The following is a 15,230-nucleotide window of genomic DNA, read 5'->3' as shown; positions in this document are numbered from 1 at the left end:
TTAGTTATTGCCCTATATTGCTATGTATTTTTCTGATTTTCTCTTTTTTTTGTGTTAAAAAATCATTTTCAAGAGTAATATTATGAGGTTGTGTAGCCTAATTCATCGATAATATGCATATATTAGCTAGAACTAATTCAAATTTATAAATATTATGATTAAAGCTTTACGATTAAATTTATTAATGTTTTTAATGTTTTTTGGGATGTCAAGTTACATTGATGCTCAAGAGGTTTCGGGAACAATTACAGACGATTCGGGTCCATTACCTGGAGTGTCGGTTATTGTAAAAGGGACAACAACAGGATCTACAACAGATTTTGATGGTAATTATAGCGTAAACGCTAGCAATGGAGATACTTTAGTGTTTTCGTATGTTGGTTATGATACACAAGAAATTGTTGTTTCTAGTAGCACTGTAAATGTTGTAATGAAAGCAGGAGTAGCGCTAGACGCTGTTATGCTAGTAGGGTCTAGAAACCCGAGTAGAACAGCTGTAGATACAGCTGTGCCTGTTGATGTTATTGATATGGCCGATTTAGCAACTGCTGGACCACAAGTATCTGTAACACAAATATTAAATTATGTGGCACCTTCATTTTCATCTAACACCCAAACGGTTGCAGATGGTACAGATCATATCGATCCTGCACAGTTAAGAGGTTTAGGGCCAGATCAAGTATTGGTTTTGGTTAATGGTAAAAGAAGACATACATCGTCTTTGGTAAACGTAAATGGTACGCCTGGTCGTGGATCTGTGGGTACAGATTTAAATGCAATTCCTGCTGCTTCTATAAAAAGAATAGAGGTTTTAAGAGATGGTGCAGCAGCTCAATATGGATCTGATGCTATTGCGGGTGTTATTAATATTGTATTAAAAAACAATGTTAACGAGTTAACTGCAGCTGTAACAACAGGAGCAAATATGTCTAAAAATGGTAACGATCACGATGGAGGTACCGATGGAGAAAAAACACAAATTGATTTAAATTATGGTATTCCTTTAGGCGATAATGGCGGGTATATTAACATGACTGGTTCGTTAACAACTCGTGAGCGTACATCTAGAGCAAGAGCTAATAGTGGAAGCCTTTTTCATGCATATAACGCTATAGAATGGCAAGCTTACCAAGACGGATTTAATTTATCAGACTTAAGAACAGATTTAAGTGCGATTCAAAATTATGCATCTCAAGTTAGTCATTTTGATGCAACTTTACAATCTCAAATTGCAGGAGCAACCACTATAGAGCAGTTGTCTGGATATAATATGGCAACAGGAGACCAAAACACAGGTATTTTAACTGGTTTAGATGTAACCGATGCAGAATTAGCAGCTAGAGGGCAAACACGTAACGATTATAACATGAGTGTTGGTCAATCTGGTTTGGATCAAGGCCAATTTATGGGTAATTTAGAAATTCCTTTTGGTGATGATGAGAATGAAGCTAAGTTATATGCTTTTGGTGGTCTATCTTATCGTCATGGTGATGCTTCCGGTTTTTATAGAACACCTGGGCATAGCTCGGGTAGAGGTAATACTTTGTCTTATATCAATGGATTTTTACCTAACATTGAGTCAGATATTATTGATAAATCTTTAGGTTTTGGTATTTCTGGAAAAATTAATGATTGGAACATCGATTTATCTCATACTTGGGGTAAAAACACGTTTGCTTACAATATAACAAATACAACAAACTTTTATTTACAAGCATCGTCTCCAACAGAGTTTGATGCAGGTCTTAATGGGTTTCAACAAAACACTGTTAATTTCGATATGTCTAAGTTTTACGATGATGTTATGTCTGGCTTAAACTTAGCTTTTGGAGCAGAGTATCGTGTAGAAAACTTCTTTATAGAAGCTGGCGAAGAGTCTTCTTATGCTAAGTACGATGTTAATGCAGAGGTAGAAACTGCAGCTGCAGCAGGAGATCCTACTTTACAAGTAACAGACTTTTTTGGAAACCAAGCTAGCGCAGGGGCGCAAGTGTTTTCTGGGTTTACACCAGAAAATGCTGTGGATACTAAAAGAAATAGTATGGCTTTATATGTTGATGTAGAGGCAGATTTAACCGAAGAATTTTTAGTAAGTGCAGCTGTACGTTTCGAAGATTTTAGCGATTTTGGAAGCACACTTAACGGTAAGTTAGCTATGCGCTATAAGTTAAGTGATAATACTAATATAAGAGGGGCTTTAAGTACAGGCTTTAGAGCCCCTTCGTTGCACCAACAGTTTTATAGTAAATCTAATACATTGTTTAACGATCAAGGTATAGCTCAAGAGGTAGGTACTTTTACAAATAACTCTAGAGCAGCAGAGTTATTTGGTATTCCTAAGTTAAAAGAAGAAACATCTTTTAATGCTAGTTTAGGGTTTACTTCTAAAATTCCGGATGCTAATTTAACTATAACTATAGATGGTTACTTTATAGCTATAGACGATAGAATTACATATACAGGTAACTTTGGTAATCCTAATGATGGATCTCAGTTAGCTAGTATTTTTACTAATTTAGGAATAGGTCAAGCGGCATTTTTTGCTAATGCTATAGATACAGAAACTAAAGGTTTAGACGTGGTTATTAGTCATAAAGCTAATGTTGGTAAAGGACGTTTAACCAATAATTTAGCTGCAACTTACTCTAAAACTAAAAAAGTGGGAGCAACTAAAGGAAGTGATATTTTAACAGCAGCTGGTTTGTTAGATAATTATTTCGATGAAGGTTCTAGAGTGTATTTAGAGCTTGCTGTACCAAGAGTAAAAGCTAATTTGACTCATAGTTTAGATATGGGAGATTGGAATTTCTTTTTAAGAAATGCATTTTTTGGTAGTGTTTTCGATACAGGAACTTTAACAGAAGGTGGACATCCAGAAATTGGATCTAACGTAGTAACAGATTTAACAATAGGCTATAATTTTAGTGAAGCTGTAAGATTAACTGTTGGAGCCAATAACTTATTAGATGTTTATCCAGACGAGTTACCAGGATATTTAACATCTAGTAATCAATTTGTATACTCACGTCGTGTATCTCAATTTGGTAATAACGGACGTTATGTTTTTGGAAGACTTACTTTTAATCTAAAATAAGAAATATTGCTGTTTTAAGTTTATAAAAAATCTCCAAGACTTATTTAATTCTTGGAGATTTTTGTTTTAAATATATCTTTTTTAATTAAAATCAAAAAGCCTTAGTATAAACCAAGGCTTTCATCACTATTAATCAACCCTTATTTAGGGAAAAAACAAGGATTCTTGTAAACAACTAGTAGTTCTAGCTGTAATTCGAAAGCGAATTTTTTGTAGCGTGCAAAGCTAAATAAAAGCTTTGTTTAATTAATTTAAGTGTTTCTTTTTTCGTTAAATCGGATTGAATTTTTTATTTATAATCGGTGAAATACATAAAATAAAAACCCAGAGCTTCATTTAAGAATATCTGGGCTTTCGCAATCAATTGAATTAGTCACCAATTAAAATTGTTTGTACTTATATATTGCCTTTAATATTTTCTATTTGCGAATATTTTGCTGCTCTATTGCTATAAATCCACATTTTAAATTTAGTTACCAAATAGAATAAAATAGGAACTACAATTAAAGTTAAGAATGTAGCAATAAATAAACCATAAATTACTGTCCAGGCTAGTGGCCCCCAGAAAATAACATTATCTCCTCCTGTATAAATATTAGGGTCAAACTCACTAAATAGTGTAAAGAAGTTAATGTTAAGTCCAGTTGCTAAAGGAATTAACCCTAAAATGGTTGTTATAGCTGTTAGTAATACAGGGCGTAAACGTGCTTTTCCTCCTTTAATAATGGCTTCTAAAAGCTCGTCGTTTTCTATATAGGCATCATCTTCTAAATCGTGTTCAACTTTCTTTCTGTCAATTAAAAGTTGGGTATAATCTAAAAGTACCACACCGTTATTTACAACAATACCAGCAAGCGAAATAATACCCATCATGGTCATCATAATAACAAAAGAACTTCCTGTTGCAACAATACCGCCAAACACACCAATTAAACTTAAAAATATGGCTAGCATAATAATACCAGGCTTAGAAATGGAGTTAAATTGAAATATTAATATGAAGAAAATTAAGCCTAAACCTGTAAAAAATGCACCCATTAAGAAAGCCATTTGTGTTTCTTGCTCTTCTATTTGGCCAGTGTAATCTATTTTTACAGTGTTTGGTTTTTCTTCAAAACTTTGCATCTCGTTCTGAATTTTAGAAACTATTGCTGTAGCATCTGTAAAGCCAGGAGCTAATGCAGAATATAAGGTTACAACACGCTTAACGTCTTTATGCTTAATAGCACTAAAGCCTGAGTTGTTGGACTGTTTGGCTACGGTAGATACAGGAACTTCTTTTACTTGCCCCGAAGCCATATCTCTAAAAGTGATTTTTTGATTAAATAATGCGCTGGTATTATATCTGTTTTCTTTGTTGAAGCGAACATAGATATCATAATCTTCACCATCTTCTTTAAAAACACCTGCCTTTGCTCCAAAAATTGAATTACGAAGTTGTTGACCTACTTGACCAGATGAAACGCCTAATTCTCCTGCTTTCTTTCTATCGACTAGTACTTGCATAGAAGGTTTAGATTTGTTTACATCTATTTTTAACTCGTCTATGCCTTGAATGTTTTTAGAGTTAATAAAATCTTTCATCTTTTCTGCAGTGGTAATTAGTTCTGCATAGTCATCTCCTTCTAATTCAACATTAATAGGGTATCCTGCAGGTGGGCCAACTGCATCTTTTTCTACAGAAATGGCAATACCAGGATAAATATCTTTTAAATCTTCCTGAACCTTTTTAAGTAGCTCGTTACTATCTGCTCCATCTCTAAACTTATATTCTCGCATTGTAGCTGTAATTTTACTACGATGTGGCATTTCTGCAGCAGATCCACCATCTGTTTGTGGGTTTCCTGCACCTTCTCCTACTTGAGAAACAGCACTTTCTGTTAAGAAATTAAAACCAGAATCGTCTATATAGGCTGGGTCGTTTAAAATGTTGTAAACACGTGCTTCTATATCTTTAGTAATGGCATTTGTTTTCTTTATGTCTGTACCTTCTGGGTATTCAATATAAACAATAATTTGATTTGGCGTATTGTCTGGAAAAAATTCAACTTTTGTACGCTGACTAGAAACAGATGCTCCAAAGCCTATAAATGCTACAATTAAAAGAGCAACTGTACCTATTGTAATTATAATAGGTTTTCTTCCGCTTAAAGCAAATCGAAGTGACTTTTCGTAAAAGCGCTCCCAAACTGGTAAAATTTTATTTTGAAAAGCATTAGACCATCCTCTTAAAAATAATCGATAAGCCCAAAGCATAATAACTGTTACAATCATTAAAGTACCTAGACCTCTATAGCTACCACCTACTATTAGAATTAAAAGTCCTATACCACCAATAATAGCAGATATTCTTAAAATTTGTTTTACAGGCATGTCTTTGTCTTCGGTAGTCATAAACTGAGATACTAAAACCGAGTTAAAAAATATAGCAACAAATAATGACGAACCTAAAACTACCGATAAGGTTATTGGGAAATATATCATAAATTGCCCCATAACGCCAGGCCACAAGCCAAGAGGAATAAATGCAGCTACCGTAGTTGCTGTAGATATAATAATAGGGAATGCAATTTCTCCAATACCTTTTTTAGCTGCTTCGGTTCTGCTCATGCCTTCTTCGTCCATTAAACGATAAACGTTTTCTACAACAACAATTCCGTTGTCTACAAGCATACCAAGTCCCATAATTAAACCAAAAAGAATCATGGTGTTCATGGTGTAACCTAAAAGATCTAATATCATTAAAGACATAAACATAGACATTGGTATGGCAAAACCAACAAACAAGGCGTTTTTAAAACCTAAAAAGAACATTAAAACAGTAACAACTAATAGGATACCAAATATAATGTTGTTTACTAAATCGTCAACCTGACCAATGGTTTTTGATGATTGATCGTTGGCTATAGTAACTTTTAAGTCTGGAGGGAATACATCTTTTATGGCATGGTTAACAATGGCTCTAATTTTTTCGGCAGCATCTACCATGTTTTCTCCCGCACGTTTTTTTACATCTAGCATTACAACTTCATGTCCAAACTCTCGAGCGTAGGTTGTTTTGTCCTCATCTTTAAACGTTACTTTAGCAATATCTTTTAGGTAAATAGAATTACCCATTTCAGATTTTACAACAAAATTCTCAAGCTCTATGGGTTTTTCTATTTCGCCTATAATTCTAATAGTACGTCTTTGTCCGCTAGAAATTAAATTACCAGCAGACATAGTAACGTTTTCGTTATTTATAGTGTTTATAATGTCGTTAAAGCTTACTTGCGCAGCCATCATTTTATAGATATCTACAGCAACTTCAACTTCTTTTTCTTGTGCACCACGAATGTCTACTTGTTTAATTTCTAGTAAACTTTCTATTTCGTCTTCTAGGTATTCACCATATTCTTTAAGCTTATCTACTGGATAGTCTCCAGAGATATTAATATTTAGAATAGGGATTTCTTCAGACATACTAAGGTCGAAAATATTAGGCTCTACTTTTGCACCATTAAATGTTGGCCAATCTTCGCCAGATGTTTCGGTATCTACTTCATCTTTTATTTTTTGTTTGGCTGCATCAACAGTAATGTTTTCGTCAAACTCTACAACCACAATAGAATAATCTTCTTGAGATGTTGAGGTTATTTCTACTACGTTACTTACAGTTTTTATTTTGTCTTCAATAGGGTCGGTTATCAGCTTTTCTATATCCTCGGCAGTATTTCCTGGGTAGATAGAGCTAATGTATATTTTTGTTTCTTTAATTTCTGGGAAATTCTCTCTAGCCATACCAAAATAGGCTCCGGTTCCTAAAACAAGAATTAACAAGATCAAAACATACATCGTTGTTTTGTTGTTAATGGCCCAGGTAGATAGACCAAATTCTTGATTTACTTTCTTTTCTTTTTTATCTTTAGTCATTATAAAAGAGTCTTTATTTTAATGTCCTCGAAAGGCAAAATATTATACTATTCAGTAACTAGAATTTTAACTGCTTGTCCGTCTTTTACACTTCTAGCACCTTCTTCAATAACAGATAAACCGTCTTCTAGTCCAGATAAAATTTCTATATAATCGCCTTGAGTTTTACCAGTTTCTATAATAATACGCTTTACAGTAGCTTTATGGTTAGACTCTCCAGTAACCGTGTATACGTATTGCTGCCCTTCAGCATTTTCAGAAATAATACTTTGCGGAATTAGTATGGCCTTAGGGTTTGTATAATCGTTAATTTTAAGTTTGGCTGTTAAGTTTGGCTTAATAGTTTGGTCTGTGTTAGATAAATCTACTTCTACTTTAAAAGTTCTATTTGCAGGATTAATAAAGTTTCCTGCTTGGCGTACTTTCGATTTAATTTCTTTGTCTAGAAAAAGAAAATCTACAATAACTTCTTTGCCTGGTGTTACATTAGATATGTAGCGCTCTGGTACATCGGTTTCTATGTACATGTCTTTTAAATTAACAATTCTAAATAATTGAGATTGTCCTGGAGATACTACAGAGCCACGTTCTGTAATAACATCGTCTATTGTTCCTGTAAAAGGAGCACGAACAACTGTTTTACCCACTTGTTTTTGCAATTGGTTTACTGCTTGCTCTTGGGCTTCGTAGGTTGTTTTTGCTTGTAAATATTGAATTTCACTTCCAATTTTTTGATTCCATAAACGTTCCTGACGTTCGAAAGTGGTTTTAGTTAATGCGGTTTGAATTTTTAACTGTGATAATTGTTGACTTAATCCGCCATCGTCTATACGTGCTAAAATTTGACCTTTACTAACCTTTTGTCCTTCTGTAACATAAACATCTGTTAACATGCCAGAATATTCAGGAAAAATAACAACGTTTTGTTTAGTACTTACATTACCTTGTAATTCTATAAAGTGGTTAAATACCGTTTCTTTTGCTTTAAAGGTTGTTATTAAAGGTATTTTTTCTTGAGGATCTAATGCTTTAATTTTTTCTTCAAGCATTTTAATTTTCGCACCTAATTCTATGTGTTCTGTATCTAAATCAGATTTCTTTTTGCGAATTGCCGCTAAATCGTCTGTGGCAATAATATCTTCTACAGATTTTTTGCCATCACCACCACAAGAGGTTAATATTATGGCGCTTAAGAGTGTTAAATATATGTATTTCATGATGGTTGGTTATTTAATGTTAAGTAAGTTTTTTAGTGTTGCTTTTTTGTTTATTACGTCTATAATAGCCTGTAGGTATTCTTGTTGATTAGTGTATAGTTGCAATTGAGCTTGTCTTAAATCGAAACTACCAGCAATACCTTCTTTAAATTTAATAGTGTTTTTACGTTCTATCTTTTCTGCTAATGCTAAGTTTTTTTGTTTGTTTGTATAGGTGTCTATAGCCAATGTGTATTCGTTTTTGGCATTTTTAAACTCTAAAGACAAATTGTTTTCTGCATCGATTAAATCGTTTTTTGCCATGTCCCATTCAATTTTAGCTTTTTGTCTTTTGGCTTTACCTCCAAAAGAGCTAAAAATAGGAATAGTAAGGCTAACGCCTCCCGTAGTTGTAAATAACCAATCTTGTTCTGGTTTAAAATAGGTAGAAAACGAATCGCTATAACCTAAATAACTCGAGTTGATAAAGGCGTTTATTTTAGGCAGTTGTTCAGATTTTTCTAGTTTATATTCCAAGTGTTTACTTTCTACTTGATTTTTTGCAATTTTATAATCTATGTTATTAGAAACAGGATGATCTTCACTAATAAGGTCTAACGAAATATGTTGTAAAATTAAATTTTCTAAGGTGTCTGTTAATTCTATCTTTTCTTCAGGGTCTATGCCTAAAAGTACTTTTAAATAGCCTTTGGAAATAACATATAAAGTTTCTAAGCTCTTTAAGTTATTTTCTAAGTTAGATAGTGTTAATTGTAGTTGTTCTACATCCTCTTCTTCCGTTAATCCGTTTTCAAAAATCTTAGTGGTTTCGTTTAAATTAGATTTTAAAGCAGTAATGTTGTTTTTCATTATAACAATACTTTCTTTGGTTAGCAAAGCATTGTTGTACAAGCTAATAATGTTTGTTTCAATATCATTAACGGTTTTGTCTTTAGAGTTTTTAGATATTTCTAAAAAAACTTTGTTAGATTGAAGTCCAACTATATAACCACCATCAAAAAGCAACTGGTTTAACCCAATTGAAGGTGTTATACTGTGTTTTGGAAACATAAACCTAAACGGGCTATCTTCTGGCAAAGAATTAATATCGAATGGCGTTTTTATGTTTACTTGATAGTCTAAAGAACCATTTATTTGCGGTAAGCCACGAGACGAGGTTTCCCATACTTGTTGCTCTGCAGCCAAGATGTTTAATTCTGCATTTTTAATATTCCTATTGTTTTTTTGTCCGTAAACTATCGCTTCTTCAAGAGAAAAGCTTCGTTTGTTTTCTTGCGAAAAAGCGACAAGGCTATATAGTAAACTAAAAGTTAATATTAGTTTGTTATTCATTGTTATGATTGATTTGATGTTATAAATTGATTAAGTGTTTCTAAACCTTTAGGCGTACTAATGCCACGTAAATGGTATTCTAAATAATTGCTCATAAGCATATTTACAGAAAATTGCTTGTTAGGAAATAAGTCTTGGTCTTTAATAGCAAGCATAGAATTAAAATAAATTCTAGCTATAAAATCGATATTAATAGATGGCCTGTATAAGCCTAATTTAATACCTCTTTCTAGGTTATTTGTTACACAAGATTGCATAATATCAAATTGCCTGCATTTTAAAGTGTTAAATATTTTTGGATAATATTTTTGTAATTGAAACTGAGGCGAAGATTTTTCGTCTTTTAAATGATCCATTACAAATTCTTTAATGTTGTAAATTTCTTCTATAGGGTTTTTTTCTAAATTGCATATTTCATCTATACCACAAGAAATAAACTCAAATAAATGCATAGAAGCAGCTTCTACCAATTTGGTTTTGTTATCGTAATGCTGATAAATTGTTTTCTTTGATATGCCTAGCGTGTTTGCAATATCGTCCATTGTAACACTTTTAAACCCGTAGTTTATAAACAATTCTGTAGCTCCTAATAATATTTTGTCATTCATAATTAGGTGCAAATGTAATTCGGGAAACTTTAAAAACCTAAAAAGTTTCCTAAGTTTTATCTTTTTTTAACACTAATTTTACTTTCACACTTTTTAATAAGACGAATTAAGTTATTTTTGCGCCATGCTTTCTATAGAAAAATACCAAGAAGAGTTTATTAAATATTTAGAAGAATACAAGATTGTAAAAGAGCCAAAAGGCTTATACGACCCTATTCAATATATTTTAAATTTAGGCGGAAAACGTTTGCGCCCAGTGTTAACATTAATGTCTGCAGAGATTTTTAATGTAGATTTTAAAAAGGCGCTTAATGCGGCTTTAAGTATTGAAGTTTTTCATAACTTTTCGTTGGTTCATGACGATATTATGGATGATGCTCCTTTACGACGCGGAGAGGTAACTGTACACGAAAAGTGGAATATTAATACGGGTATTCTTTCTGGTGATGCCATGTTAATTATGGCTTATCAGCTTTTTGAAAACTACGAGGCAACTACATTTCAGGCTTTGGCTCAGTTGTTTAGTAAAACTGCATTAGAGGTTTGCGAGGGGCAACAATACGATGTCGATTTTGAAGTTAGAAACGATGTTACTATTCCTCAATATTTAAAAATGATTGAGTATAAAACCGCTGTTTTGGTTGGTGCAGCCATGAAAATGGGAGCTATTGTTGCTAAGGCTTCGAAGGAAGATCAAAATAGTATTTACGATTTTGGAAGGTATTTAGGTATTGCATTCCAGTTACAAGACGATTATTTGGATGCCTTTGGCGACCCTAAAACTTTTGGTAAACAAGTAGGAGGCGACATTATTGAAAACAAAAAAACGTATTTGTATTTAAAGGCTTTAGAGTTTGCATCTAACCAAGATAAAGACTTATTAATAGACTTATTTAGTAAGAATTTAGATGACAATACAGAAAAAATAGAAACGGTAAAAAGTTTATTTTCGTCTACAGGAGCTACAGATAAAACAAAGGCAGAAATAGAAATTTATACAAACAAAGCATTTTCTGTACTCGAAAAATTAAATATTTCAAACGATAAAAAAGAGCTTTTAAAGGTGTTTGGTAATAATTTAATGAGCAGAACTGTATAATGAAATTGCCCGCTACTTTTACAGATTTAATCGATGAAGCTAACCAATTAAATTTATATAAAAATTTAATAATTCAGCTTAATAAAGATTTTCTTTTGGCTAATATTGATTTAGATTTTCATGAGGATGTTTTGCCTTCTAGTTTAAAACTAATACTTCACGAAACAGTTTATAAATTAATTCAAGAAAAATTTACCGAGTATTTAAACTTGCTCTATATTATTGATGTATCAGAAAGTAAAGTAAAGGCTTTAGATGGAGAAGATATGGTTAAGTTGGCAGAAGATGTATCTTTCTTAATCTTAAAACGCGAATGGCAAAAAGTATGGTTTAAAAACAAATACTCTTAAGTAAATAGCTGTTGGTTTTTAAAAATGATAGAAAGCATCTTTTATATGCTCGATGTTAAAACCAGATTTTTCTTTTACAATAGCAATAATATCAAAACGCACTTCTAGGTTTAAGTTGTTAGCATTAACATATTCGTCTACAGCTTTTACTAAACGTTGAATTTGTTTGGGTTTTACAAATTCTTCGGGATTTCCAAAGTTATTGGTAGATCTTGTTTTTACTTCAATAATAGCAAGTGTATTGTTGTGTTGGGCAATAATGTCTACTTCGGCTTTGTTAAAGCGATAATTACGCTCTAAAATGTCGTATTTTTTTTCTAGGAGAAAATTTACAGCAAGTTGTTCGCCTTTTTTGCCAAGTTCGTTGTGATTTGCCATACAACTAATGTAATAAAATTATTTTTTGGTATTTAATAGTTAGCCTCTAAATAGAAAGAAGTCATCTTTCATGTGTTCTATCTTGCTGTCTTGATTAGAGATAATGTAGTCTATGGCTTGTTTTGTAAACAGGTCTCCTTTTTCTGTAAGCGACACAATGTTTTTATCAAATTTTATCATATTATTTTTTAGGGCCAAATCTAATACGTTTTTAGAGCGTACCTTTTGCCAATTAATATGTTCATTAAGGTGATTTACATGGCGTTCGCTTTCTTCTGTGTGGTTTCTTAGGTGTAGTAAAAAGGTAAGAAGAGACACTTCTGTGCGCTGTTGTTTTTCTCTGTACATAACAGCAATAACTCCTTTGTTGGGAGCGAATAAGTAAACTGCTAAAAATAATAAGCCTAACATGGTTGTTATAGATCCTGAGATAGAGGCGTCTAGACCATGAGCTAACCAATATCCAGAAATAGCACTAAAAACACCAAAACAAACAGCATAAGTAATCATGCGCTTTAAATTGGTGGTAAGCAAATAGGCTGTTGCTGCAGGAGCAATCATTAAAGCTACAACTAAAATGGCACCAACCGCATCAAAAGCACCAACAGTTGTAACAGAAGACACACTCATAAGTCCGTAATGTATAAGTGCGGGAGAAAAACCTAAAGAGGCAGCCAAACCTTTATCGAAGGTGCTTACTTTTAGTTCTTTAAAAAAGGCTATTAAAAGTATGATGGTAAAAATTAAAATAATACCAATAATCCATAAAGCTTTTGGGCCAACGTCTGTTTCTGCAATAAATAGTCTGTCAAAAGGAGCAAAGGCAAGCTCGCCAAGTAAAACTGCATCGACATCTAAATGTACATCGTTTGCATTTTTGGCAATTAAAATAACACCAATACTAAATAGGGTAGGGAATACTAAGCCAATAGCGGTGTCTTCTTTTACTAGTCCTGTTTTTTGAATATACTCTACTAAAACTACGGTAATAATGCCTGTAAAAGCAGCTAGTAAAATAAGTAAAGGTGAGTTTAAATCTTGAGTTATAAAAAAACCAATAACAATACCAGGAAGTATAGAATGACTAATGGCATCGCTTATCATTGCCATTTTGCGTAGCACTAAAAAAGTACCCGGAATGGCGCAAGCTATAGCTACCAAACTTGCAATAAGTTGTATCTCTATTTGTGCGTTACTCATTTTCTTGGTTCTGTTGGTTGTATAAATTTAAAGCAGTTTTGTAGCCTTCTTCTGTTAAGCTCCATTTGTTTCCTTTTAAGGTTACGTAATGTTTGTCTTCTAGTTTTTTTAGTGTGTTTTTTGTGTAACCTTGAAAATTATTTAAAATTTTAATGGTGTGTGGGTGAGAAATATTATCGTGCGTTTCTGCTATATGAAACATAAATGCCAGTGTTTTATGTAATTGCAAATCGCGACGGTTTTTTATAAATCGAATTTGTTTAAACAATAAGCCTCTACTCGGAGAGAATATAAACGATACTAAAACAAAAACACCAGCAACAATAACTATAATAGGGCCTGTAGATAAGTTGTTTTGAGTAGCGCTTATTGCTGTGCCAAAAACGCCAGAAAAAGCGCCAAATATGGCAGATAAAACAACCATAACGCCAAGGCTGTTTGTCCATTGTCTTGCTGCAGCTGCGGGAGCTAATAACATAGCACTCATTAAAACTACACCAACAGTTTGTAGTCCTAAAACAATAGCTAGAACAATAAATGTAGTAATTAAAACATCTATAAATTTGGTGTTAAAACCAAGGGTTTTGGTATAATCGGCATCAAAAAGAAGAATTTTAAATTCTTTCCAGAATAGTAGTAAAACAAAAAGGCATACGCTTGTAACAATGGTCATGAGCCAAACATCGCTAACCATTAAAGTGGCAGCTTGGCCAAATAAATACTTATCTAAACCAGCTTGGTTGGCATTTGGTTGTTTTTGTATAAAGGTTAAAAGTAACATGCCAAAGCCAAAAAAGAGTGATAGAATAAGGCCTAATGCAGTATCTGATTTTAAATGTGTTTTGCTAATAATACCTCTTATCCAAAAGGTGCCTATAAGCCCGCTAATTAAAGCGCCTAATAGTAAAATATTACTGTCTTTGGTTCCTGTAATTAAAAAAGCTATAGCAATTCCGGGTAATGCAGCATGCGAAATGGCATCGCCCAGAAGGCTCTGTTTTCTTAGTACTGCAAAGCTACCTAACATACCGCAAACAGCGCCAAGTATGGCGGTGCCCAAGGTTATTGTTCTTAGGGTATAATCTGTAAAAACTAACTTTATGTATTCTGTTATGTCCATAATTACTGCGGACACAGGTTTTTTACCTGTTTCTCTTTTAATTTAAGGCTTACGATTCTTGTATGCTTACTTTATAATTTATGCCATAGGTTTTTGTTAAGTTGTCGTCGTTAAAAATGTCTTTAACAGGACCTGTGGCTATTTTTTTTACGTTTAAAAAGGTTACCCAATCGAAATATTCTGGAACGGTTTGTAAATCGTGGTGAACTACAATAACAGTTTTGCCTGATTTGCGAAGTTCTTTTAAAATATTTATTATGGCTATTTCTGTTGTAGCGTCTACACCTTGAAAGGGTTCGTCCATAAAATATATAGATGCATTTTGCACCAATGCGCGTGCTAAAAAAATACGTTGTTGTTGCCCGCCAGAGAGTTGACTAATTTGGCGGTTTTTAAAAGGTAGCATGCCTACTTTTTCTAAAGCTTCTAAAGCTAATTTTTTTTCTTTTTGTCCAGGACGTTTTATCCATCCTAAACTTCCGTAAGTCCCCATTTTAACTACATCTAATGCTGTTGTGGGGAAATCCCAATCTACACTTCCTTTTTGTGGTACGTAGGCGACTAAATGGCGTTGGTTTTTATAGGGTTTGCCAAAAATAGATACGCTTCCTGCTATAGGTTTTAAAATGTCTAATATAGATTTTATTAGTGTCGATTTTCCTGCTCCGTTTGGTCCAACTATAGCCATAAGAACACCTTCGGGAATTTCTAAATCGATATCCCAAAGTACGGGTTTGTAATTGTAGGCAACGGTTAAATCGTCTACTTTTACTGCTATGTTTTTTTTAGTATTAGTTTTTTTTTCTCCGCTTGTGCTTTTGTTCATTTTTTGTTTTTTTACTGCTTGCGTTGTTTTTAAACTATGCAGAAAGAGAACTTGTTAGCTGTCTTAAACTTGCTTTGGCTTACAATTTAGCCCT

Annotated in this window: 11 protein-coding genes; 3 read left to right on the top strand and 8 right to left on the bottom strand. The window is 33.1% G+C overall.

Annotated elements, in window-relative coordinates; all coding sequences use genetic code 11:
* Window positions 1-154 precede the first annotated feature (154 nt).
* Window positions 155-3,094: a TonB-dependent receptor gene (locus ABD715_RS05540; protein WP_344787118.1), complete on the top strand. Its 2,940-nt coding sequence runs from the start codon at window positions 155-157 to the stop codon at window positions 3,092-3,094.
* Between the two features lie 396 nt (window positions 3,095-3,490).
* Here ABD715_RS05540 and ABD715_RS05535 read toward each other — a convergent pair whose 3' ends face one another.
* The 4 genes from ABD715_RS05535 to ABD715_RS05520 are packed head-to-tail and all read right to left on the bottom strand — an operon-like array spanning window position 3,491 to window position 10,163.
* Entirely contained in the window at window positions 3,491-7,006 is a 3,516-nt protein-coding gene (locus tag ABD715_RS05535) for an efflux RND transporter permease subunit (RefSeq protein ID WP_344787116.1), read from the bottom strand.
* A 47-nt stretch (window positions 7,007-7,053) separates the two neighbouring features.
* The gene (locus tag ABD715_RS05530; protein ID WP_344787115.1) at window positions 7,054-8,223 is read right to left on the bottom strand and encodes an efflux RND transporter periplasmic adaptor subunit; all 1,170 of its coding nucleotides are present in this window, start codon (window positions 8,221-8,223) and stop codon (window positions 7,054-7,056) included.
* Window positions 8,224-8,232: 9 nt separating this feature from the next.
* Window positions 8,233-9,555, bottom strand: coding sequence for a TolC family protein (locus ABD715_RS05525; protein ID WP_344787114.1), 1,323 nt, complete (start codon window positions 9,553-9,555; stop codon window positions 8,233-8,235).
* 2 nt (window positions 9,556-9,557) lie between these two features.
* Entirely contained in the window at window positions 9,558-10,163 is a 606-nt protein-coding gene (locus ABD715_RS05520; RefSeq protein WP_344787113.1) for a TetR/AcrR family transcriptional regulator, read from the bottom strand.
* A 124-nt stretch (window positions 10,164-10,287) separates the two neighbouring features.
* On the opposite strand from ABD715_RS05520, the gene ABD715_RS05515 reads away from it, so the two are divergent.
* Both ABD715_RS05515 and ABD715_RS05510 read left to right on the top strand, forming a co-directional pair.
* Window positions 10,288-11,262 (top strand): polyprenyl synthetase family protein, encoded by a 975-nt coding sequence (locus ABD715_RS05515; protein ID WP_344787112.1) that lies wholly within the window; start codon window positions 10,288-10,290, stop codon window positions 11,260-11,262.
* The gene (locus ABD715_RS05510; protein ID WP_344787111.1) at window positions 11,262-11,612 is read left to right on the top strand and encodes a hypothetical protein; all 351 of its coding nucleotides are present in this window, start codon (window positions 11,262-11,264) and stop codon (window positions 11,610-11,612) included. Before ABD715_RS05515 ends, ABD715_RS05510 begins: the two co-directional genes overlap by 1 nt.
* Window positions 11,613-11,630: 18 nt before the next feature.
* Here the strand turns inward: ABD715_RS05510 and ABD715_RS05505 are convergent, their stop codons facing one another.
* Genes ABD715_RS05505 through ABD715_RS05490 form a run of 4 tightly spaced genes read right to left on the bottom strand, consistent with a single transcriptional unit; the run spans window position 11,631 to window position 15,136 of the window.
* Window positions 11,631-11,990, bottom strand: coding sequence for a YraN family protein (locus tag ABD715_RS05505; RefSeq protein ID WP_344787110.1), 360 nt, complete (start codon window positions 11,988-11,990; stop codon window positions 11,631-11,633).
* Between the two features lie 39 nt (window positions 11,991-12,029).
* Complete coding sequence (locus tag ABD715_RS05500; protein ID WP_344787109.1) at window positions 12,030-13,190, bottom strand: metal ABC transporter permease; 1,161 nt, start codon at window positions 13,188-13,190, stop codon at window positions 12,030-12,032.
* Complete coding sequence (locus tag ABD715_RS05495; RefSeq protein WP_344787355.1) at window positions 13,183-14,310, bottom strand: iron chelate uptake ABC transporter family permease subunit; 1,128 nt, start codon at window positions 14,308-14,310, stop codon at window positions 13,183-13,185. The genes ABD715_RS05500 and ABD715_RS05495 overlap by 8 nt, the downstream gene beginning before the upstream one ends.
* Window positions 14,311-14,359: 49 nt before the next feature.
* On the bottom strand, window positions 14,360-15,136 hold the full coding sequence (locus tag ABD715_RS05490; protein WP_344787108.1) for a metal ABC transporter ATP-binding protein: 777 nt from the start codon (window positions 15,134-15,136) through the stop codon (window positions 14,360-14,362).
* Between the last annotated feature and the right edge of the window lie 94 nt (window positions 15,137-15,230).

The organism is Postechiella marina (assembly GCF_039538365.1).
GTDB classification, from domain to species: Bacteria; Bacteroidota; Bacteroidia; order Flavobacteriales; family Flavobacteriaceae; genus Postechiella; species Postechiella marina.
The sequence above is the reverse complement of the archived record's forward strand: the minus strand, read 5'-3'. Positions and strand labels throughout refer to the sequence as shown.